The following is a 19,425-nucleotide window of genomic DNA, read 5'->3' on the forward strand; positions in this document are numbered from 1 at the left end:
ACTTCGGGGTAGGTACCAGAGGTGACCCTGTTTCCACAGGAGTCAGTTACGACTCTAGACGAGCTTGGGACACGACCAATTATTTTCTGTATACGGCGTACAAGCTCGTAACGCGAAGGGGCCCGTTGCAAACCGAGGGTAACAGAACAATCTCAGATCGATATAAACCGGACCCATCGGTCGTCCTTCGGTACATCCCGTGGAGAGGATTCTAAAGCCGTACTGTGGTGTGACCAGTGGTACGTTCAACTCACTAATTAAATCGGGTAGGTAGTAACGAACCCGCTGATAGCCGTGTACTTGGGGGTGTCAATCTGAGGGGGAGGATCGGTAGCGTTAGAGTGCGATTCGTAGGTAGAGATTACAAACTGGGAGCAGGTCCCTTCTGAACGGCAATCATCTATCCTGATTTTCAAGATACGACTAACAATACCGACAGATACTGGTTGAGAATCTTGTATGCGAAGCGATGAAAATAACGCTGACGGTAGATTCAAACGGCGATCGTACTTGCAAGGGATTGCTGCGGCTGGCGCGACCAGTGCAGTCGGATTAGGATGGCTCTCGACGACGTCTGCGGAGGCACAGCAAGCCACGCCCCAACAGAACAATCTGCAGAACATCGAAGCGGAGTTCTGCGGAACGTTTTCACCCGGACCGCAGATCCAACAGTGCATCGCGTGCGTCGAAGCACAAGAAGACTGTGACGAAGTCGGTCCACTGTTCCCGCTGTTCACCGGACTGACGGGCCAGTGTTTCACACCCGACGAGATTCCCGAGGGTGCGGACTACGTCACGCTCAAAGCGGGACTGAACTGCTACGTCGCCCCAGTCGTAGACGATGAGGGAGAGCCATACACGACGTTCTGTCTCCCGACGGGCTCGCCCGACATCAGTAACGTGACGTTCTACGAGTGCGACCCCGACGATCCCCAGCCCGCGCTCGTGGACTTCAAAGTGACCTGCAAGGAGATCACCGTCACCACGATGAACATCCCCGACGGGGAGGAGCTGACAGCAGAGGTGACCTTCCTCGATGCCGATGGCGAGGAGTCGACGGAGACGTTCACGGCGACCGTCCAGAACAACACCGCGACGTTCGCACTGCCCGGGAATCTCAACCCGACGAACCTCAGAATCACCTTCGATGGTCTCGTACTCGACGATCAGCCGGTCGTCGCCCAGGACGCCCCATGTACGCCAAAGCCACCGGTCTTCAAAGATCTCGAGGTGACCTGCGACGCGATCACGATCACGACGACGGACGTCCCCGAAGGTGACACCCTCTCCGCGGAGGTGACCTTCGTTGGTGACATCGTCGAGACCTACAACGTGCCCGTCGACGCGGACGGAGTCGCCGTGATTCCGCTCCCCGGCGATCTCGATCCCTCGTACTTGCGGGTCTTCTACGACGACGAGACGCTGTTCGACGGAAATATTCAGGCGTCCGATGCGCCGTGTGCGGAGGTGCCACCGAAACCCCCGAAGCCGCCGAAGAAAAAGAAGGGCAAGAGATACAGAAAGAAAAAGCGCGCGTGCAAACGCAAGAGACGCGAGTACGAGAAGGTCAAAAAGAAATACGAGAAAGGAAGCGCGAAGAAATCGGAGGTCCGGAAGAAAAAGCGCGCGTACGAGCGCAAGAAATGCGAGTACGAGAGATACAGGAAACGGTGTAAGTAGTCGTCTCGAGTCGGCCGACGTCTCGTCCGCACCCCGAGACATCGATACCCTCTTTTCGGCCCGGGGTAGAGGTTCGGGCATGACTGAGGAGATTACCGTTATCCCCGGCGACGGCATCGGCCAGGAAGTGACGCCTGCAGCAGTGGAGGTCCTCGAGGCCCTCGAGGTCGACTTCGCCTTTCAGGAGGCGGAGGCGGGCGACTACGTGCGGTCGGAGACCGGCGAGGCGCTCCCCGAGGACACGTACGACCTCGTCGCCTCGACGGACGCGACGCTGTTCGGTGCGGTGGGTGAGACGGCCGCGGACGTCATCCTCCCGCTTCGGGACGCCGTCGACTCGTTCGTCAACGTCCGACCTGCGACGGTGTACCCCGGCGTCGACGCCGTGCGCCCCGAGACGGATCTCGTCTTCCTTCGCGAAAATACGGAGGGGGTCTACTCCGGCCACGAGGACCGGCTGAGCGACGACCTCTCGACGCTGACCCGCGTCGTCACGTCTTCGGCCTCCGAACAGCTCGCAGCGTTCGCCTGCGAGTTCGTCGAGGACAACGGTTACGACGGCTTTCACGTCGCCCACAAGGCGAACGTGATGCGCGAGACCGACGGCCGGTTCCGCGATTCGGTCGTCTCGGTCGCCGACGAACGCGGTGTCGAGACCGAGGAGGTATTGATGGACGCGTTCGCGACTCACGTCTGTCTCGATCCGACCCAGTTCGACGTCGTCGTCTGTCCGAACCTCGCGGGGGACGTCCTCTCCGATCTGGCCGCCGGTCTCGTCGGCGGTCTCGGCATGCTCCCGAGCGCCAACATCGGCCCCGAGCGCGGCCTGTTCGAGCCCGTCCACGGCTCCGCACCCGACATCGCCGGTGAGGGTATCGCGAACCCCGCCGCGACGATCATCTCCGCCGCGATGATGCTCGAGCACCTCGGCCACGACGAGGAAGGAAAGCGCGTGCGTGACGCCGTCGAGGGCGTCCTCGAGGACGGTCCACGAACGCCGGACCTCGGCGGCGACGCCTCGACCGCGGACGTAACGGACGCGATTGTCGACCGGCTGTAGCGTGGAACTCTCGGCCGCCGTCGGCCGAACCCGGCGATCTCGAGTCGATTTCTGACCTCGAGAACGATAGATTTTATTTATTACGCTCCGTTGATGACAGGGTGCTAATGCGATGGTACCCGCTCGCGCGCGAGGAAACCAAGGCGCTGCTCCGATCCAAGGGCGTCTGGTTGCTCGCGCTCGTCCTCCTGCTGTGGACGTATCGTCCCTCCTACGTCGTCTGGAACGAACTCGGCCCCGACATGACGGTCGGCTTCCTCCAGTACGCTGGCGGGATCGTGGTCCCGATCGCCGCGGTGATCCTCGGCTACCGATCGATCGTCGGTGAGCGCGCCTCGGGAAGCCTGAAACTTCTCCTCGGCTTGCCGCTGACTCGAGGCGAAATTCTCCTGGGGAAGCTCGTCGGTCGGCTGGCCGGCATCGCGATCCCGGCGTTTCTCGCACTCGGGATCGTCACCGTCGCCGGAGTGGTCCAGTACGGTCTGTTCTCGCCGCTTCGGTATCTGGCCGTCTTCGCGGTGACGGCGCTCTATTTCCTCGCGCTCGTCTCGATCGTGATTTCGGTTTCGGCGATCGTTCGCCGGACGACGACGGCGGCGGCGACGCTGTTTATCGGATTCATCTTGATCCTCGAGATCTTCTGGCAGATGTTCGTGCCGGGGCTCTATTCGCGGCTCACGGGCGTCCCGGTCAACCCGTACGATCCGCCCGCTGAGGGCGGATTGTTTCTCATGGATCGGCTCTCCCCGACGGGGGCGTACAACGCCGCGACGAACGGCATTCTCGACGCCGGCAACTCCGCCTGGCACCACTCGAGTGCAATCTCGGTCCTGCGACCCGGCCACAGCAGTAACGCACTCGCCGTCGGGGAGGCGTTCGATCCCGGAACCGCCCCGCTGTACCTCCACGAGGCGGGTGGTATCGTGATCCTCGTCGCCTGGATCGTAACCTCGCTGTCGATCGCCTACCTCCGGTTCGACGGGGGCGATCTCGCGTGAGTCCACCAAACGGTGCGGACGACGGCGAACTCGAGCGGACGAGAAACGACGGGAAACAAGGGCACGCGAGCGACGAGCCGGTCATCGAAACCGAGAACCTGACGAAGCGCTACGGATCGGACGCGGCCGTCGAGGATCTCTCGCTTACGGTCGAGTCCGGCGAGATTTACGGATTCCTGGGGCCAAACGGGGCCGGCAAGTCGACGACGATCGACCTGTTGATGGACTTCGTCAGGCCGACCGAAGGATCGATCCGCGTACTCGGGATGGACCCGCGTGCGGACGTCGTCGACGTTCACCAGCGCGTCGGCATCCTCCCCGATGGCTTCAGCGTCTACGAGAACCGGACCGCCCGCGATCACCTGCGGCTCGTCATCGACACCAAGGGAGCCGACGACCATCCCGAGGAGCTATTAGAGCGCGTCGGCCTCGCGGATGCGATCGACGACGACGCCGGGGGTTACTCCCGAGGGATGGGCCAGCGACTCGCGCTCGCGATGGCGCTGGTCGGCGACCCCGATCTGCTGATCCTCGACGAGCCGTTCTCCGGACTCGACCCCCACGGCGTCCGGACGGTCCGCGAGATCGCCCACGCGGAGAACGACCGCGGCGCGACCGTCTTCTTCTCGAGTCACGTCCTCGGGCAGGTCGAACTCGTCTGCGATCGAATGGGCATCCTCCACGAGGGCGAACTCGTCGCGGAGGGAACCCTCGAGGAGTTACGCGCGGAGGCGCCGGTGACGACGGAACTCGAACTCGTCGTCGACGGTGACGTCGAACGCGCCCGACGGGCGGCGAGCGGCGTCTCTGGCGTCGTCGACGCGTCAGTCTCGATGGATGGGGACGCCTCGAGCGCCGAGGTGTCGTCTGCAGAGGCCGAAGCATCCCCCGCTGGCGCCGACCCGGTGTCGGCCGGGACGGAAGTCGAGTCCGCCTCCTCGAGTCGAACCGCGACTGCGACCGTCGCCGATACGGTGGTCGTCCGCCTCGAGTCAGCCGAGAGCCACGACGACGTGATCGCGGCGGTCGAAGAGACAGGGGTGGCCGTCACGCGGACGAACGTGGACGAGCCCTCCGTCGAGTCGATCTTCGTCGCACAGACCGAAGCGGCGTCCGGGGGTGGACTGCGGTGACTGCCGGTTCCAGCGGACCGGGCGAGGACAGAGATGACGCCGCCGAGCGAGGAGGCGCCGAGGATCGCGCCGACGGTCGTCCGCCACGATCCACACTCCGCCGTCGGACGGTGCTCGGAGCCGTCGCCGCGTCGACCACCGCACTCGCCGGCTGTATGGCCGATACGGAGTACGCCATCGTCCGTGCCTCGAGCGAGCCCGTCGAGAATGGGCCGATCTCGTTCGATCTCGAGGTCGTCGATCCCGAAATCCGCGTCGACTCTCCCGGGGTAATCGAACTCACCGTCCAAAACGTCGACGACGGACCGATCGAACTGGTTAGCATGGGGATCCGTCCGTTCGGCACCCTCGAGTTGCGCGCGGAGCCGGAGGACCACCCGGGCGAGACGTGGATCTACCTCTGGAGCGACGAGTACGAGGAGAGTCCCCACGTGGACGTGCGGCCGAACGGGATGGGCCTCGACGGCGAGGAGCTGGTGATGACGCTCTTCCCCGACGAGTCGTTCTCGGTCCGGTACGAGGTCCCCGGCGACGAGGTCGTGCGAGACGGAACGTACGAGCTCTCGGGTCGGTTAGGCGACGATCACGTCCTCAGATATCGCCGTCCGGACGAGGAAAACGGCGAGGAGACGACCGACGACGGCGGTTCAGCCAACGAGGGCGAGGGTTCGGCTCTCGAGGACGAGACCGGCGACGACGAGGGCGGTGCGAGCGAAGAGGAGGAGGGCGACGAGAACGGTGACGACGAGGGCGATGGGAGCGAAGACGACGAGTATGACGACGGGAGCAGGCTGGACGGAACCGGCCTCACTCCGTCGACCGAGATCGAAATCGAGGCGGAAAGCTGGATCCCGTTTCGGTAACTCGACGGGGTTCGGTGATTCGACGGGATCGAGCCCGCGTGGGTGATAGCCGTCCGTTCAGACCAGCACGTCGACTTCGTATCCCGCCTCCCGGAGGTCCGCGAGAAACTCCTCGACGTGGTCGGGGCCGCGCATCTCGAGGTCGATCTCGACTTCGGTGTCGCTCATCTCGACGTCGCGGGAGGTCCGGTCGTGATGGATGGCGTAGATGTTCGTCCGGTGGGCGGTGAAGATCTCGAGCAGCCGAGCCAGCGCGCCGGGCTGGTCGGAGAGGACGGTCCGGATCTTCAGGTAGCGGCCGGTCTCGACGAGACCGCGGACGATGACGTTGGTGAGCGTGTTGAGGTCGATGTTCCCGCCGGAGAGGACGGGGACGATCGTCTCGTCGTCCTCGTAGGCGAATTTGTCGAACAGCAAGGCCGCGAGCGGCACCGCGCCCGCTCCCTCGACCAGCGTCTTCGAGCGCTCTAGCAGGTAGATCGTCGCGACGGCGATCTCGGGATCGGAGACGGTGACGACTTCGTCGACGTGCTCGCGGATGTGTTCGAACGTCCGTTCGCCGATCGAGCGCGTCGCGATCCCGTCGGCGATCGTGTGGACGCCGTCGATCGTGACGCGTTCGCCCTTCTCGAGCGAGGACGCGGCGCTCGAGGCCCCCTTCGCCTGAACGCCGATGACGCGTACGTCTGGGTTGCGTTCCTTGACGGCGGTTGCGACCCCGCTGATTAGCCCGCCGCCGCCGATGGGGACGACGACCGTCTCGACGTCGGGACAGTCCTCGAGAATCTCGAGGCCGATCGTTCCCTGGCCCGCCATCACCATCTCGTCGTCGAATGCGTGGACGTACGTTCGGCCCTCCTCGCGTTCGATCTCGTGGGCGCGTTCTGCTGCCTCGGCGTAGTCGGTTCCGGCGAGGACGACCTCGGCCCCGTAGCTGCGAGTCGCCTCGACTTTCGAATTTGGCGCGTGTTCGGGCATGACGATCGTCGAGTCGACGCCGACCCGCGTCGCCGCGAGCGCGACGCCCTGGGCGTGGTTGCCCGCACTCGCCGTCACGACGCCGACTTCCTTCTGGGACTCAGAGAGCGTCGCGATCCGGTTCGTCGCCCCGCGAATCTTGAACGCACCGGTCCGCTGGAACGTCTCCAGTTTGAGGTGGACGTCGGCCCCCGTCATCGCCGAGTAGGTGTGAGAGCGCTCGAGAGGGGTGTGTCGCGACGTTTCGCGCACCCGTTCGTGGGCCTCGAGTACGTCAGAGAGTTCGAGCATATCTCCGGGTACTCACCGCTGACCGTAATAGACTGCGGCTGTCACCCGACGAGCGAAGCGGCGGTACCGACGGACGTGGGTCGTCGATCGGGCCCGACTGATACGGTCTGCGATCGATCGGGACAGACCGCTCGCGGTCCGTATGATACGGCCTCCTGTCCGTCAGTTCCATGCGACCGCAGGATTGATCGCGGTCGCACCGGTCGATCGGGACGGTACTCCGTGTGACAGGTTGTCGAAGCCCGGACCCCGTGGCGGCCGTCGGTACAAACCGCGCTGTCGAACGCGACAGCACGGTAGGGAATACAGGGATGCACGGCGTGTGACGTGCGAGTGTAGAGGGGAACGCCGAGCATATAAAACCCATCCCTCCAGAGTGAAAGTGTAATCGCAAGACAGCGCTCCGATACTCGTTGCGTCAGACGGCCGAACGACGGTCGTCATTCGCGCCGGTGTACCATACCGTTCGACCGCTCGAGTGCCGTCCGGACGCGCACAGCGAAAGTGGCTCCGTCGGACCACTCGACTCGCTCACCGAGACCCAACCGATCCGGCCGACCGACGTACACCTGAACCGACGCGTCGCTGTCAGCGAGGGGAACGCCGAGTCGGACGTACAGTCCGGTGTCGACGCCCTCGTACCGATCGAGACGCTCGAGGGCGGCGTCATCGACGTCAAGGAGTCGACCGTCGACGCTGCCACCGGGGGCGAGCGTCGGGTATCGCCCCTCGACGCGGTGGAGTCCCTCGAGGGTCGCCGGCCCGTCGAACTCGTACCGGCCGTCGCCGACCACCGACTCGACCCGCCCGGGATCGGTCAGCGTTCCGTAGACGAAGACGTACACGGCTCCGGGTTCGCGTCGATTCCCCTTCTCGGTTACGCCGTTTCGGATCGAGGGTCGCTCTCGACTGTCCTGGTCCGTCGATGGACTGCCTTCGACTACCTCGATGAACCACCCCTGTCCGATCGAACTCGTCCCGGCGCTTCGTTCACGGAAAGTTACACAAAGCACTTATCCGATCGTTCGAGTCGAGGAGACATGAACCGCGAGTACGCGCTCGCGATCGCCGCGGTGGTGGTCGCGGTCGCCGCCCTGACGACCCTCCTCCTCGCCGGTGCGGTCGCGGACCCCGACGACCCCGAGACGGGTGCGTCAGTGGAATCACACGCGTCCCTCCAGGAGGTGACGATCGCCGCCGACGAGATTTCGGGTGAGACGGCAACGCTCGCCGTCGACTCCTATCTCACCGCGTACGTCGCCCCCGTCGACAACGTGACGATCGTCCACCGAGCGACGGATACCGACACCGGCCTCGTCGAGGACACGACAGAACGCGAGGTCGGCACGCTCGAGCCCGGCTCGGAGACGGCGGTGTCGGGAACGGTCGACGTCCCCCGGGAAGGCGGCTACGAGATCGAGACGTTCGTCTATGTCGACGGTGAGCGGACCGAGTCCACGACACATCGGATCTCGGGCGTCGATTCCCTGACACCTGCCTACGCCGACACCGGCCTCGAATTCCATCACTTCGGCGAGCAGTACGGCGGTGCGTTCGAGACCGTCCCAGCCATCGAGTACGCCGTCGAGTCGACGTCGGGCGACGACGCCACGCTCGAGGTAACGAGCTATCTGACCAACACCGCTGACGACCCCGCCGACTCGCTCGAACTCGAGGTGAAGGCCCGTCAAGCGGATTCGAACGTCGTCGCCGACGCCGAAACCGTTCCGCTCTCCGCCGTCGAGTCGGGCGAGACGGCGACGCCGACCACGACGCTCGAGGTCACCGACGAGTACCGCTACTACCTCGACGCGGTCCTCTGGCTCGACGGAACGATCGTCGCGACCGACCGCGCCATCGCTGACCTCCGACCCGAATCCGTGGTGGCCAACGAGACCGACGTCGAGAGTACGTTTTCGACGGCCGATTTCGAGGAAAACGGTGGACTCGAGACGACCGGATCCGAACCCGAACCGGCCGACGACTCCCCCGACGCGGATGCCGAGCCGGACGACGTGGACGAGGTCTCCGGATTCGGCGCCGTCGCGGCACTGATCGCAGCCGCCGTGATGATCGCGATCGCACTGACCCGGAGGAAACGATGACCGACACGACACCACAACCCGACACGTCGATCGAATCGACCACGGACCGTCCCGAGCCGCGAGCCGATTCCCGCAACGAAGGCGGTTCCAGGCTTCGTCCGGCGAACGTCCGGCGACTCCTCGCATGGGGTGCACTCGTCGTCTGTTCGCTGCTCGCGACCTATGCACTGTTGCGGTTCTACGGCAGCGTGAGCGCGGCGATCGACCTCTGGATCGAACCCAGACACCAACCCCTGATTCACGCCGCGTTCAACCTCGTAGTCCTGCTCGGCTCACTCATCGGCATCTCGTTGCTCGTTCGAGAGTTGAGCGACGGCAGTGACTAACTAACCGGTCGGATGCGAGCGAGACGGATCGAACCCGATTCGAAATAAAAACCGATCCGAGGGTTATCGCTCCTCGAGCGGGACGAGCTCCTGGTCTTGGGGCCCGGTGTAGCGGGCACGGGGGCGGATGAGCCGGTTGTCATCCTGGTACTCGAGGACGTGGGCGATCCAGCCGCCGGCGCGGCTCATCGCGAAGATCGGGGTGTACATATCGATCGGGATGCCGAGCTGGTAGTAGACGGAGCCGGAGTAGAAGTCGACGTTCGGAGCGATCCCCTTCTCGGGGAGCCCCTTCTCCTCGGTGAGATACTGCTCGATGGTGGTGGTGTACGTGTACCACCGGTCGTCGCCGTTTTCGGCGAGTTCCTCGCTTCGCTCCTGAAGGATTCGTGCCCGTGGGTCCTTGACGTTGTAGACGCGGTGGCCGAAGCCGGGGATACGCCGCCCCTCCTCGATCGCTTGTTCGATCCACTCGCGGTGGTCGAGATCGCTCTCGTCGATCTCGAACAGCACTTCCATGACGTCCTGGTTCGCACCGCCATGAAGCGGCCCGGAGAGCGCCCCGATTCCACCGGTGACGGCGCTGTAGATGTCGGCCATCGTCGAGCCGATCACCATCGAAGTGAACGTCGAGGCGTTCAGCCCGTGGTCCGCGTGGAGAATGAGCGCCTGGTCGAATGTCTCGGCCGCAACGTCGTCGGGTTCCTCGCCGGTGAGCATGTAGAGGAAGTTCGCCGCAAGCCCCAGGTCAGGGTGTGGATCGACCGGCTCCTCGCCGATCCGGTAGCGCTCGAACGCGGCCAGCGCGGTCGGAATCTTCGCGGTGATCCGTCGACCCATTCGGAGCGTCGCCTCGAGGTCTGCGGGGTCGGCGTCGGTTTCGGGTTCGGTGGCCGAGAACATCGACACCGCCGTCCGGAGGGCGGCCATCGGTCGTTCCTCGGCGTCGGCCAGTCGCTCCATCGTCGCGAGGACGTCCTCGCTGACCGCTTGCTCGTCGTCCAGGGAGGCCGTAAACGCCTCGAGTTCGTCCTCATCCGGCAGGTGGCCGTGCCACAACAGGTAGAGGACTTCTTCGTAGTTCGCACCGCGCGCAAGGTCTTCGATCGCATAGCCGCGATAGATCAGTCGACCTTCGTCGCCGTCGATGGAGCTGAGTTCCGATTCCGCGACGAGAACCCCCTCCAGTCCTTTCCTGAGGTCGTCAACCATACTCGAAGTTTCGCATCCCGATGGAAAAGTATTGTCGTTTGTCCGCCCTCACGGCCGAACACGTCCGATGTATGCGTTTACCAGCGGTCGGAAGAACGACTGACAGAACGTATTCGATTGAGAATTTCGCGAACGTCTACTTCTCGCCCACGACGGGGCCTCGTTTTCGTTATTTTTCAAGAAAGCCGTCCATGAGCTTCGTCTGGGCAGCGGCCAGATGCTCGGTGAACGTCGATCGCGCGACGCCGAGTTCGGCCGCGACGTCCGTCGCGTTCGCCCCTTTCGGGTACTCGAAGTAGCCCATCTCGTGGGCCGTCTCGAGGATCTCTCGTTGCCGGTCGGTCAGCGCGCCCCGATCGACGACGACCGGATCGACCGACTCGCCGCTTGGATCTTCCGTGAGCTCCTCGACGAGAACCCCCTCGAAGCGCTCGCGAAGTCCGTCGACGATCCCGGCGAGCTCCTCGAGTTCGAGCGTTCGAAACGACAACAGCACCGCCCCGTCTCGAGCGCTGACCGACGACACCGGCGTCCCGGACTCCTCGACGACCTCACACGCACAGCCGACATCGCGTTCGCGTTCGAACCGATACACTGTCTCGTGCTCGTTCGCCTGGACCGGCGTGAGATCGGTCTCCACGTCGTCCGGTGATGGATCGTTGTCGGTTGGTAGCGTAAACTCCTCGACGACGCGATCGTCGTTCTCGCCGCCGGCTCGCGTCCAGGTTACCGACTCCGCCGGTTCCTCGGTGGTCGCGGTGACGCCTGCGACGGGACAGCTTTCTGGGTCGGAGACCGCCACGGTTGCACGAAATCCAGTCATACGTATTCGTAGGGACGGCCCGTGCGATAACGTCCCACGGGAATTCCCAGTCGGTGAAAGTACGGTCCCGAAGGACAGCCGACCCCGCCCTGGAGCGATTGCGCTCGGCGAGTCACTCGAGAGCGCCAGAAGCGGCCGGCACCGACGGCTCGAGAGCGACGATCTCGACTCGCAACATCCCCTGTCACCGTCTCGCCGTCGAATAGGTCCCGCTGTGCCAACACGTGCTAGTGGCGTCCCAAGCCTGCAGTCGACACTTGGGACGGTATCAGAACAGAGCAGCACACGGAACCTCGAGATGCGTATGGTCGGCCGACGGCTTCCGTTCTACCGTGACTGCTCGCTCAGAACGATTGGCCGAGTTTTTCGCGACTGATCCGGATACCGGTCGGCGTGATGATCATCTGGTCGTCGCCTTTGCGGACGATGTCGCCGTCGACCTCCTGGGCGACCTGTCGGAGTTCGTCGACGATATGCTCGACTGTGCTGTCTTTGGTCCGCAGCCGCGTCACGTCGGCGATGACTATATCGCCGTCGTAGACAGCCTCCTTGATGTCGATCGCGTCGGCCTGTCCGCCAACCTCGGCGATATGTACTTGCATGCTCGCGCCGGCCGAGTCCGCCGCGACGTCGTCGAGGTCCAGTTCGACGTAATCCTCGGCGGTCCGTGTCTGATCACCGCCGATGATCTTGCTCATAATACCCATTGCAAGAAGCCACTGTCGCGGCGAGTATAGTTCTTACGTCAGACACAATCACGAGTGTCGACAAATCCGAGGCGCGTGACCGGAGCCGAATCTCGAGTCCGCACAATAGAACGGTAGGAGTAACCCGTCTCAGTCGAAATCGGCGAACGTCGGTCGCTCCGTGTCGCCGGGGAACCTCTCGACCGGCACCTGCGTCTGGTCGCCCGATTCCATGTCCTTGATCGTCACCTCGTCGTTTGCGAGGTCCTGTTCGCCGACAATGACGACCGTCTCGGCGTTTATCGAGTCGGCGTAGTTCAACTGCGAGCCGAACGATCGCCCTGCGACGTCGGTCTCGACGACGTGTCCGTTCTCGCGGAGATCACGACAGATCCGGGCCGCCTCCGGCCGCGTATCGCCGATCTGGAGGACGTAGTAGTCGGTTGCCACTTCTTCGTCGGGCCAGACACCCGCGCGCTGACAGAGCAACGAAAGCGTCGCGTGGCCGGGGGCGACGCCGACGGCGGGCGTCGGCTGGCCGCCGAAGCTCTCGATCAGATCGTCGTAGCGGCCACCGCCGAAGATCGACCGTGAAACCTCGCCGGTGGAGTCGAAACACTCGAAGACGACGCCCGTATAGTAGTCCAGTCCGCGGGCGGTCTCGAGTGAGATCGTACAGTACTCGCGAGCACCGAAGTCCTCGGCGGCCGAGAGCACCGCCTGCAGGTTCTCGACGGCGCCGTCGACGCGCTCGGTGTCGGCGAACGCTTTCACGTCCTCGAGATCGCCGCCGGAGACGAGGTCGGCGAACTCGACGGCCTGGTCGGCCGACAGCCCCGCCCCGATCAGCAGGTCGTGGTACTCCGCAGTCTCGAGTTTGTCGGATTTGTCGACGGCGCGGATGGCGTCGTCGACGTCGACGTCGGCGTCGAACGTCTCGAGGACGCCGCCTAAGACGTCGCGGTGTGAGATTCGGAACTCGAACTGGTCGCCGGTGAGTCCGAGGCCGGTGAGGGCGTCTGCGGCCCACGCGAGGATCTCGGCGTCGGCTTCGGGCTCGGAAGAGCCGAAGATGTCGACGTTGGTCTGATAGAACTCGCGCTGGCGGCCCTGCTGGACCTGTTCGTAGCGCCAGAACGGCCGCGTCGAGAACCACTTGATCGGCTTCGACAGCGCCTGTTGTTTGGCGACGACCATCCGCGCGACGGTGGGCGTCAGTTCCGGCGTCATCGCCACGTGGCGTCCACCCTGGTCCTCGAAGGAGTACAGTTCCTCGACGATCTCGTCGCCGCTTTTGTCCGTCCACAGCTCGGCGCGTTCGAGGGCCGGCGTGGCGACCTCGCGGAACCCGTACCGTCGTGCGGCGTCCTCCAGCGTGTCGATGGTCGCCCGCCTGGCGGCCATCTCGCCGGGGTAGAAGTCACGAAAGCCCTTGATTCGGTCGTACATGACCATCCGTTCGGGAACGGCGAACTTCTATTCTTTCGTTCGCGGACGAAGACCGCGCGTTCGTTCCGGGGCGGTACTATAGTAACAACTGAAACGATGTACACACCGATCGCCGATCCGCCTGGCGGACGGGGTTACAATGACGTTCAGTGGCTACTATACCGGGCTCGTTAGTGTTCGGTCTCCCGTTTCGCCCGGAGAACGACGGTTTTCGCGACCATATCGCCGACCCGCTGGTTGCGGTCGGTGAAAAAACAGACCACCGCGACGACGAGTGGCCAGAAGCCAATTCCGTCGATCAGCCAAAGGAAATTCCGAACGACCGAAGCACCCATCGTACACTTCGATCCGTCCTCTTTGACGACGACGAGTCCGAACAACGCCTTGCCTGGCGTCCGACCGAAATGTCCCTCCATCATGAAGAAGTAGTAGATGAAGAAGACGAACACCGCCGTGATCCCGACGAAGACGATCAGCGTCGAGAGGGCGTTCGAAACGGTCTGGAGAAACGTGGATGCGATCGCGGTCGTCACGAACAGGAAGACGATCCCGCCGAAGACGACGATCGAATCGACGACGTACGCACCGATTCGCCCGACGAGAACCTCGTCTTCCGTCCCAGAAACGGGGCGTGGATGGCGCTCGAGCATGATACGATAGTCGAGCGACACGAACAGTATATACATTCCGATCCGGCGACGCGAGGTGAAACGAAAACCCCCGGAACAGTGATTTGGTCCACCGTCGCGTACGAGTTCGTATGTGCGGACGCTACTCGCTGTTTACTCCGCCCGACGACCTCGAGGATCGGTTCGGCGCGTCGTTCGACTGGACGGTCTCGCCGCGGTACAACGCGGCACCGAGCCAGCGCCTCCCGGTGATCACGGACGAAACGCCCGAGACGTTCGAGCGCTTCGAGTGGGGGCTCGTTCCCGAGTGGGCCGACGACAGTGACGGAATCATCAACGCACGAGCGGAGACGATCGACGAGAAACCGAGTTTTCGCGACGCCTACCGTGGTCGATCGCCGTCCGCCGCCGATAGTGGCGGCTCGCTCGAGACGCCTGCGGCGGGTCGGTGTCTGGTTCCGGCCGACGGCTTCTACGAGTGGGTCGAGACGCCGGACGGAAACCGACCGTACCGGGTCGCCTTCGAGAACGATCGCCCGTTCGCGATGGCGGGGCTGTGGACGCGCCGGGAGCCGACGTCGGATGCGACCCAGACCGGTCTCGACGCGTTCGGTGGCGGCGCGGATCTCGAGGACGAGACCGGTGGGCCACTCGAGACGTTCACCGTCGTGACGACCGAACCGAACGACCTCGTTGCGGACCTCCACGGCCGGATGGCGGTCATCCTCAAGCCCGACGACGAGAGACGGTGGCTCACCGGTGACGATCCTCGGGACGTCCTCGCACCGTACCCGGACGATGAACTTCGAGCGTACCCGGTTTCGACGGCCGTCAACGATCCGTCAGTCGACGATCGTTCACTGATCGATCCGATCGAGACGTGACCGCTCCCAGAGGTACTTAAATATGGCGAACGATATCGGTTCCGAATCGGCTCCGTTCGGAGCGATCCCTTCGTCCGAGTAGACGGAAAGGACACCGCCATACGGCGATTTAACCCTCGGTCTCGATCGAACGTGTTACTGCGCTCCGCTCCAGTATAACGCCACATTTATGTAGAAGGGCAATCAATGATCGGTCGACTATGAGCCAGCGAATGCAGCAGGGACAGCCGATGATCGTGATGAGCGAGGACTCCCAGCGCGTCAAGGACAAGAACGCGCAGGACTACAATATCAGCGCCGCCCGTGCGGTCGCCGAGGCCGTACGCTCGACACTCGGCCCGAAAGGGATGGACAAGATGCTCGTCGACTCGATGGGGTCGGTCACCATCACCAACGACGGCGTCACGATCCTCCAGGAGATGGACATCGACAACCCGACGGCCGAGATGATCATCGAGGTCGCCGAAACCCAGGAGGACGAGGCTGGTGACGGCACCACGACGGCCGTCGCGATCGCGGGCGAACTCCTCAAAAACGCCGAGGATCTCTTGGAACAGGACATTCACCCGACGGCGATCATCAAGGGTTTCCACCTCGCCAGCGAGCAGGCCCGCGCGGAAGTCGACGACATCGCACAGGACGTCGACACCAACGACGAGGAGCTTCTACGCTCGGTCGCCGAGACGTCGATGACCGGAAAAGGTGCTGAGGTCAACAAGGAGCACCTCTCCCAGCTCATCGTCGACGCGGTCCGCGCGGTCACCGTCGAGAACGCCGACGGCGAGAACGTCGTCGACCTCGAGTTCCTGAACATCGAGGCCCAGACCGGTCGAAGCGTCGGCGAGTCCGACCTGCTCGAGGGCGGCATCGTCGACAAGGATCCCGTCCACGACAACATGCCGACGGCGGCCGAGAACGCCGACATCCTGCTTCTCAACCAGCCTATCGAGGTCGAGGAGACCGATGTCGACACCGAGGTCTCCGTGACGGATCCGGACCAGCTCCAGAAGTTCTTAGACCGTGAGGAAGAACAGCTCAAGGAGAAAGTCGACCAGATCGTCGACCTCGGAGCCGACGTCGTCTTCTGTCAGAAGGGGATCGACGACCTCGCACAGCACTATCTCGCGAAGGAGGGGATTCTCGCCGTCCGCCGCGCGAAGAAGTCCGACCTCGAGTTCCTGAAGGAAGTCGTCGGCGCCTCGATCGTCTCGGACCTCGAGAGCGCAACCGCAGAGGACCTCGGCTACGGCGACGTCACTCGTGACGAGGAGGACGAACTGTTCTACGTCGAAGGCGAGGGTGCCCACGGCGTCACTCTCTTGCTTCGTGGCTCGACCGACCACGTCGTCGACGAACTCGAGCGGGGCATCAACGACGCACTCGACGTCGTCGCCCAGACCGTCTCCGACGGCCGCGTGCTGGCCGGCGGCGGCGCGATCGAGGTCGAACTCGCCTCGCGTCTGCGTGACTACGCCGACTCCGTCTCCGGGCGCGAACAGCTGGCCGTCGAGGCCTTCGCCGACTCGCTCGAGCTCGTCCCACGCGTGCTCGCCGAGAACGCGGGCCTCGACAGTATCGACACCCTGGTTGACCTGCGTGCGGCCCACGACGACGGCGACGTTACAGCCGGCCTGAACGTCTTCTCGAACGACGTCGAGAACACGTTCGAGGCGGGCGTCGTCGAGCCGGCCCACGCCAAAGAACAGGCGGTCACCTCCGCCAGCGAGGCCGCGAACCTCGTGCTCAAGATCGACGACATCATCTCCGCCGGCGACCTCTCGACGGACAAAGGCGGCGACGAAGAAGGCGGTGCACCCGGCGGCGCTGGCGGCATGGGCGGCATGGGCGGCGGTATGGGCGGCATGATGTAACGCCGGCCACGTCCGAACGCTCACTCCGATCCAGCGACCCGTTTCCGACCATCGACTCGTTTTCGACCACCGACGTTTTATCGCCCGATTGATTCGCCAGCGCCCAGTCTGGCTTTCTCGGCGTGCGTATCACACTGTCAGCGTGCGTGATCACACCGAATGTGCGTGCAAACGATCTATCCGTCTCGAGGGTGTACTCGGCTCATGGCATACAGAACGACGATCGGCTGGTCGCTGTTCACTTCGGGTATCGTTACGCTCTTCCTGAAGCTCCTCCCCGGCGACTCGCTGTGGTGGGGACTCGTGTTGCTCGCTCTCGGTATCGTCATACTGTACGTCCGGTGAGTTCGGGGCTCTCGATCCGGGCGTCTCGAACCCGCTCGTGGAAAATGGGGTCGCGATCAGGCGTCGTCGACGTCGAGTTCGAACTGCTCGTTTTCGGAGACGGCGTTCAGGACGACGCTGGTGTTCGACGCCTTGATATCGGGATCGGTGAGCAGCGTCTTGATCTGGTCGTTCATCCCGTCTGTGTCCTTGAACTTCCCGATGGCGATCACGTCGTAGTCGCCGGTAACCTCGTAGACACTGATCATCTGCCGGTGTTCGCGTAGCGTATCGGTGATGTCGGGTAATGCGTTCCCTTCGACTTGCAACTGGATGACAGCGGTGACGTCGTAGCCGACCGCGTCGTAATCCAATCGGGGTGTATAGCCCTCGATTACTCCCTCGTCCTCGAGGTCAGAGAGGTGATTCGAGACGGTCGTCACGGAGACATCGAGTTCTTCGGCGAGACTTCGGAGACTCGCTCGGCCGTCCCCGAGAAGTGCATTCACTAGTTTTGCATCGAGATTTTCGTACGTCATCACATGTACTCTCTCACTCGACCCTTTAGAAATTTACGAATATACAATTCCGAGAGCACCAAGGAAGATTTGCTCGGATCAGCAGTGTTTTAGTAGGGGAGATGCTTGGATAGCACGACGAGAAAGATGACAAGCGGAAACATCAGCGACACCGAACAGGCGGTACTCGACGAAATCGAAGAAAAGGACGTCGACTTCCTCCGTCTACAGTTTACCGATATTCTCGGAACGGTCAAGAACGTTTCAGTCCCGGCGCGCCAGGCCGAGAAGGCGTTCGCCGAGGGCATCTACTTCGACGGCTCCTCTATCGAGGGCTTCGTCCGCATTCAGGAATCGGACATGCGTCTGGTTCCCGACCCGGAGACGTTCGCGGTTCTGCCCTGGAGACAGAAAGAAGACAGCGCCGCCGGACGGATGATCTGTGACGTCTACGACACCTCCACCGGCGAGCCGTTCGAGGGCGATCCACGCCGCGTCCTGAAAAACGCCATCGACCGCGCCGAGGAGATGGGCTACGACGTCAACGCCGCGCCAGAACCCGAGTTCTTCCTCTTCGAGGAAGACGAAGACGGCTACGCGACGACCGAAACCGGAGACCACGGCGGCTACTTCGACGTCGCCCCGAAAGACCTCGCAAGCGACGTCCGCCGAGACATCATCTACGGACTCGAGGAGATGGGCTTCGAGATCGAAGCCAGCCACCACGAGGTCGCCCGCGGCCAACACGAGATCAACTTCGAGTACGACGACGCACTCTCGACGGCCGACAACGTCGCGACGTTCCGTACGGTCGTCCGTGCAATCGCCGCCCAACACGACCTCCACGCGACGTTCATGCCCAAACCGATCCCGAAGATCAACGGCTCGGGCATGCACACCCACCTCTCGCTGTTCACCGAGGACGGCGAGAACGCGTTCCACGACGAGGACGACGAGTTCAACCTCTCGGATACCGCACACTCGTTCCTCGCAGGGATCCTCGAGCACGCGCCGGCGATCACGGCCGTCGCGGACCCGACGGTCAACAGCTACAAACGCCTCGTCCCCGGCTACGAGGCACCGGTCTACGTCGCCTGGTCCGACCGCAACCGCTCGGCGCTGATCCGCAAGCCCGCCGCACGCGTTCCGGCGGCCTCGCGCATCGAAGCTCGCTTCCCCGACCCATCGTGTAACCCGTATCTCGCGCTGGCGGCGCTCATCCACGCGGGTCTCGACGGCATCGAGAAGGACCTCGAGTGTCCCGACCCGGTTCGCGAGAACATCTACGAGTTCGACGAGGAGAAACGCGAGGAGTACGGCATCGAGACGCTGCCGTCGAACCTCGGCGAGGCCGTCGACGCCTTAGAAGAGGACGAGGTCATTCTCGAGGCCCTCGGCGAACACGTCGGCCCCAAGTTCATCGAGGCCAAATCCCAGGAGTTCGAGGACTACCTCGTCGACGTCTCCCAGTGGGAACTCGACCGCTACCTCGAGACTTTCTAAACGCAGTCTCTCGGTTGGCATCCGTTTTTTTTTCGGTCGACTCGACACTCAGCCGGCGGCTTCGACCGACGGACTCGAGGCGGTTCGTTCGG

19 protein-coding genes are annotated in these 19,425 nt (G+C 63.4%); 11 read left to right on the forward strand and 8 right to left on the reverse strand.

What is annotated here, in order from left to right; all coding sequences use genetic code 11:
• The first annotated feature begins 510 nt into the window (after positions 1 to 510).
• From FYC77_RS14700 to FYC77_RS14720, 5 genes are all read left to right on the forward strand, one after another.
• Positions 511 to 1,680, forward strand: a complete 1,170-nt coding sequence (locus FYC77_RS14700; protein ID WP_238386969.1) for a hypothetical protein — start codon at positions 511 to 513, stop codon at positions 1,678 to 1,680.
• A 79-nt stretch (positions 1,681 to 1,759) separates the two neighbouring features.
• On the forward strand, positions 1,760 to 2,740 hold the full coding sequence (leuB, locus tag FYC77_RS14705; protein WP_149082254.1) for a 3-isopropylmalate dehydrogenase: 981 nt from the start codon (positions 1,760 to 1,762) through the stop codon (positions 2,738 to 2,740).
• Positions 2,741 to 2,847: 107 nt separating this feature from the next.
• Positions 2,848 to 3,738 carry an ABC transporter permease gene (locus FYC77_RS14710; protein ID WP_149082255.1) on the forward strand — a complete coding sequence of 297 codons (891 nt, stop codon included), beginning with the start codon at positions 2,848 to 2,850 and terminating at the stop codon, positions 3,736 to 3,738.
• 98 nt (positions 3,739 to 3,836) lie between these two features.
• The gene (locus FYC77_RS14715) at positions 3,837 to 4,871 is read left to right on the forward strand and encodes an ABC transporter ATP-binding protein (RefSeq protein ID WP_149082311.1); all 1,035 of its coding nucleotides are present in this window, start codon (positions 3,837 to 3,839) and stop codon (positions 4,869 to 4,871) included.
• Positions 4,868 to 5,734: a hypothetical protein gene (locus FYC77_RS14720; protein WP_149082256.1), complete on the forward strand. Its 867-nt coding sequence runs from the start codon at positions 4,868 to 4,870 to the stop codon at positions 5,732 to 5,734. Before FYC77_RS14715 ends, FYC77_RS14720 begins: the two co-directional genes overlap by 4 nt.
• A gap of 57 nt (positions 5,735 to 5,791) precedes the next feature.
• Here FYC77_RS14720 and ilvA read toward each other — a convergent pair whose 3' ends face one another.
• Together ilvA and FYC77_RS14730 are read right to left on the reverse strand one after the other, a co-directional pair.
• A complete protein-coding gene (gene ilvA / locus FYC77_RS14725) occupies positions 5,792 to 7,003 on the reverse strand; it encodes a threonine ammonia-lyase (protein WP_149082257.1) in 1,212 nt (403 codons plus the stop codon).
• Positions 7,004 to 7,443: 440 nt separating this feature from the next.
• Complete coding sequence (locus FYC77_RS14730) at positions 7,444 to 7,848, reverse strand: gamma-glutamylcyclotransferase family protein (RefSeq protein WP_149082312.1); 405 nt, start codon at positions 7,846 to 7,848, stop codon at positions 7,444 to 7,446.
• A gap of 195 nt (positions 7,849 to 8,043) precedes the next feature.
• Here FYC77_RS14730 and FYC77_RS14735 point away from each other — a divergent pair, with 195 nt between their 5' ends.
• Positions 8,044 to 9,108: a DUF7490 domain-containing protein gene (locus FYC77_RS14735; protein WP_149082258.1), complete on the forward strand. Its 1,065-nt coding sequence runs from the start codon at positions 8,044 to 8,046 to the stop codon at positions 9,106 to 9,108.
• Positions 9,105 to 9,434 carry a hypothetical protein gene (locus FYC77_RS14740; protein WP_149082259.1) on the forward strand — a complete coding sequence of 110 codons (330 nt, stop codon included), beginning with the start codon at positions 9,105 to 9,107 and terminating at the stop codon, positions 9,432 to 9,434. The genes FYC77_RS14735 and FYC77_RS14740 overlap by 4 nt, the downstream gene beginning before the upstream one ends.
• A 63-nt stretch (positions 9,435 to 9,497) precedes the next feature.
• Here FYC77_RS14740 and citZ read toward each other — a convergent pair whose 3' ends face one another.
• The 5 genes from citZ to FYC77_RS14765 form a co-directional block, all read right to left on the reverse strand.
• On the reverse strand, positions 9,498 to 10,646 hold the full coding sequence (citZ, locus tag FYC77_RS14745) for a citrate synthase (RefSeq protein WP_149082260.1): 1,149 nt from the start codon (positions 10,644 to 10,646) through the stop codon (positions 9,498 to 9,500).
• Between the two features lie 169 nt (positions 10,647 to 10,815).
• Positions 10,816 to 11,469 (reverse strand): helix-turn-helix domain-containing protein, encoded by a 654-nt coding sequence (locus tag FYC77_RS14750; protein WP_149082261.1) that lies wholly within the window; start codon positions 11,467 to 11,469, stop codon positions 10,816 to 10,818.
• A gap of 344 nt (positions 11,470 to 11,813) precedes the next feature.
• The gene (locus FYC77_RS14755) at positions 11,814 to 12,176 is read right to left on the reverse strand and encodes a cell division protein SepF (protein WP_149082262.1); all 363 of its coding nucleotides are present in this window, start codon (positions 12,174 to 12,176) and stop codon (positions 11,814 to 11,816) included.
• 129 nt (positions 12,177 to 12,305) lie between these two features.
• Positions 12,306 to 13,604 (reverse strand): histidine--tRNA ligase, encoded by a 1,299-nt coding sequence (gene hisS, locus FYC77_RS14760; RefSeq protein ID WP_149082263.1) that lies wholly within the window; start codon positions 13,602 to 13,604, stop codon positions 12,306 to 12,308.
• A 170-nt stretch (positions 13,605 to 13,774) separates the two neighbouring features.
• On the reverse strand, positions 13,775 to 14,254 hold the full coding sequence (locus FYC77_RS14765) for an RDD family protein (protein WP_162354540.1): 480 nt from the start codon (positions 14,252 to 14,254) through the stop codon (positions 13,775 to 13,777).
• A gap of 110 nt (positions 14,255 to 14,364) precedes the next feature.
• Between FYC77_RS14765 and FYC77_RS14770 the strand changes: the two genes are divergently transcribed.
• The 3 genes from FYC77_RS14770 (at position 14,365) to FYC77_RS20525 (ending at position 17,333) form a co-directional block, all read left to right on the forward strand.
• Positions 14,365 to 15,117, forward strand: coding sequence for an SOS response-associated peptidase (locus tag FYC77_RS14770; protein WP_149082265.1), 753 nt, complete (start codon positions 14,365 to 14,367; stop codon positions 15,115 to 15,117).
• A gap of 212 nt (positions 15,118 to 15,329) precedes the next feature.
• Positions 15,330 to 16,988, forward strand: a complete 1,659-nt coding sequence (thsB, locus tag FYC77_RS14775) for a thermosome subunit beta (RefSeq protein ID WP_202911847.1) — start codon at positions 15,330 to 15,332, stop codon at positions 16,986 to 16,988.
• Positions 16,989 to 17,192: 204 nt separating this feature from the next.
• Entirely contained in the window at positions 17,193 to 17,333 is a 141-nt protein-coding gene (locus FYC77_RS20525) for a hypothetical protein (RefSeq protein ID WP_200840374.1), read from the forward strand.
• 56 nt (positions 17,334 to 17,389) lie between these two features.
• On the opposite strand, the gene lrp is transcribed toward FYC77_RS20525, so the two are convergent.
• Positions 17,390 to 17,851: an HTH-type transcriptional regulator Lrp gene (gene lrp, locus FYC77_RS14780; RefSeq protein ID WP_149082267.1), complete on the reverse strand. Its 462-nt coding sequence runs from the start codon at positions 17,849 to 17,851 to the stop codon at positions 17,390 to 17,392.
• A 126-nt stretch (positions 17,852 to 17,977) separates the two neighbouring features.
• On the opposite strand from lrp, the gene glnA reads away from it, so the two are divergent.
• Positions 17,978 to 19,333 carry a type I glutamate--ammonia ligase gene (glnA, locus tag FYC77_RS14785; protein ID WP_149082268.1) on the forward strand — a complete coding sequence of 452 codons (1,356 nt, stop codon included), beginning with the start codon at positions 17,978 to 17,980 and terminating at the stop codon, positions 19,331 to 19,333.
• Positions 19,334 to 19,425: the final 92 nt, after the last annotated feature.

The sequence above is a fragment of the Natrialba swarupiae genome (genome assembly GCF_008245225.1).
Classification (GTDB): Archaea; Halobacteriota; Halobacteria; order Halobacteriales; family Natrialbaceae; genus Natrarchaeobius; species Natrarchaeobius swarupiae.

Coding starts and splice junctions, on each gene's coding strand:
- ilvA (WP_149082257.1), bottom strand. CDS start 7,003: ATGCTCGAACTCTCTGACGTACTCGAGGCCCACGAACGGGTGCGCGAA.
- FYC77_RS14765 (WP_162354540.1), bottom strand. CDS start 14,254: ATGCTCGAGCGCCATCCACGCCCCGTTTCTGGGACGGAAGACGAGGTT.
- FYC77_RS14740 (WP_149082259.1), top strand. CDS start 9,105: ATGACCGACACGACACCACAACCCGACACGTCGATCGAATCGACCACG.
- FYC77_RS14710 (WP_149082255.1), top strand. CDS start 2,848: ATGCGATGGTACCCGCTCGCGCGCGAGGAAACCAAGGCGCTGCTCCGA.
- FYC77_RS20525 (WP_200840374.1), top strand. CDS start 17,193: ATGGCATACAGAACGACGATCGGCTGGTCGCTGTTCACTTCGGGTATC.
- citZ (WP_149082260.1), bottom strand. CDS start 10,646: ATGGTTGACGACCTCAGGAAAGGACTGGAGGGGGTTCTCGTCGCGGAA.
- FYC77_RS14755 (WP_149082262.1), bottom strand. CDS start 12,176: ATGGGTATTATGAGCAAGATCATCGGCGGTGATCAGACACGGACCGCC.
- glnA (WP_149082268.1), top strand. CDS start 17,978: ATGACAAGCGGAAACATCAGCGACACCGAACAGGCGGTACTCGACGAA.
- FYC77_RS14735 (WP_149082258.1), top strand. CDS start 8,044: ATGAACCGCGAGTACGCGCTCGCGATCGCCGCGGTGGTGGTCGCGGTC.
- FYC77_RS14770 (WP_149082265.1), top strand. CDS start 14,365: ATGTGCGGACGCTACTCGCTGTTTACTCCGCCCGACGACCTCGAGGAT.
- FYC77_RS14750 (WP_149082261.1), bottom strand. CDS start 11,469: ATGACTGGATTTCGTGCAACCGTGGCGGTCTCCGACCCAGAAAGCTGT.
- lrp (WP_149082267.1), bottom strand. CDS start 17,851: ATGACGTACGAAAATCTCGATGCAAAACTAGTGAATGCACTTCTCGGG.
- leuB (WP_149082254.1), top strand. CDS start 1,760: ATGACTGAGGAGATTACCGTTATCCCCGGCGACGGCATCGGCCAGGAA.
- hisS (WP_149082263.1), bottom strand. CDS start 13,604: ATGTACGACCGAATCAAGGGCTTTCGTGACTTCTACCCCGGCGAGATG.
- thsB (WP_202911847.1), top strand. CDS start 15,330: ATGCAGCAGGGACAGCCGATGATCGTGATGAGCGAGGACTCCCAGCGC.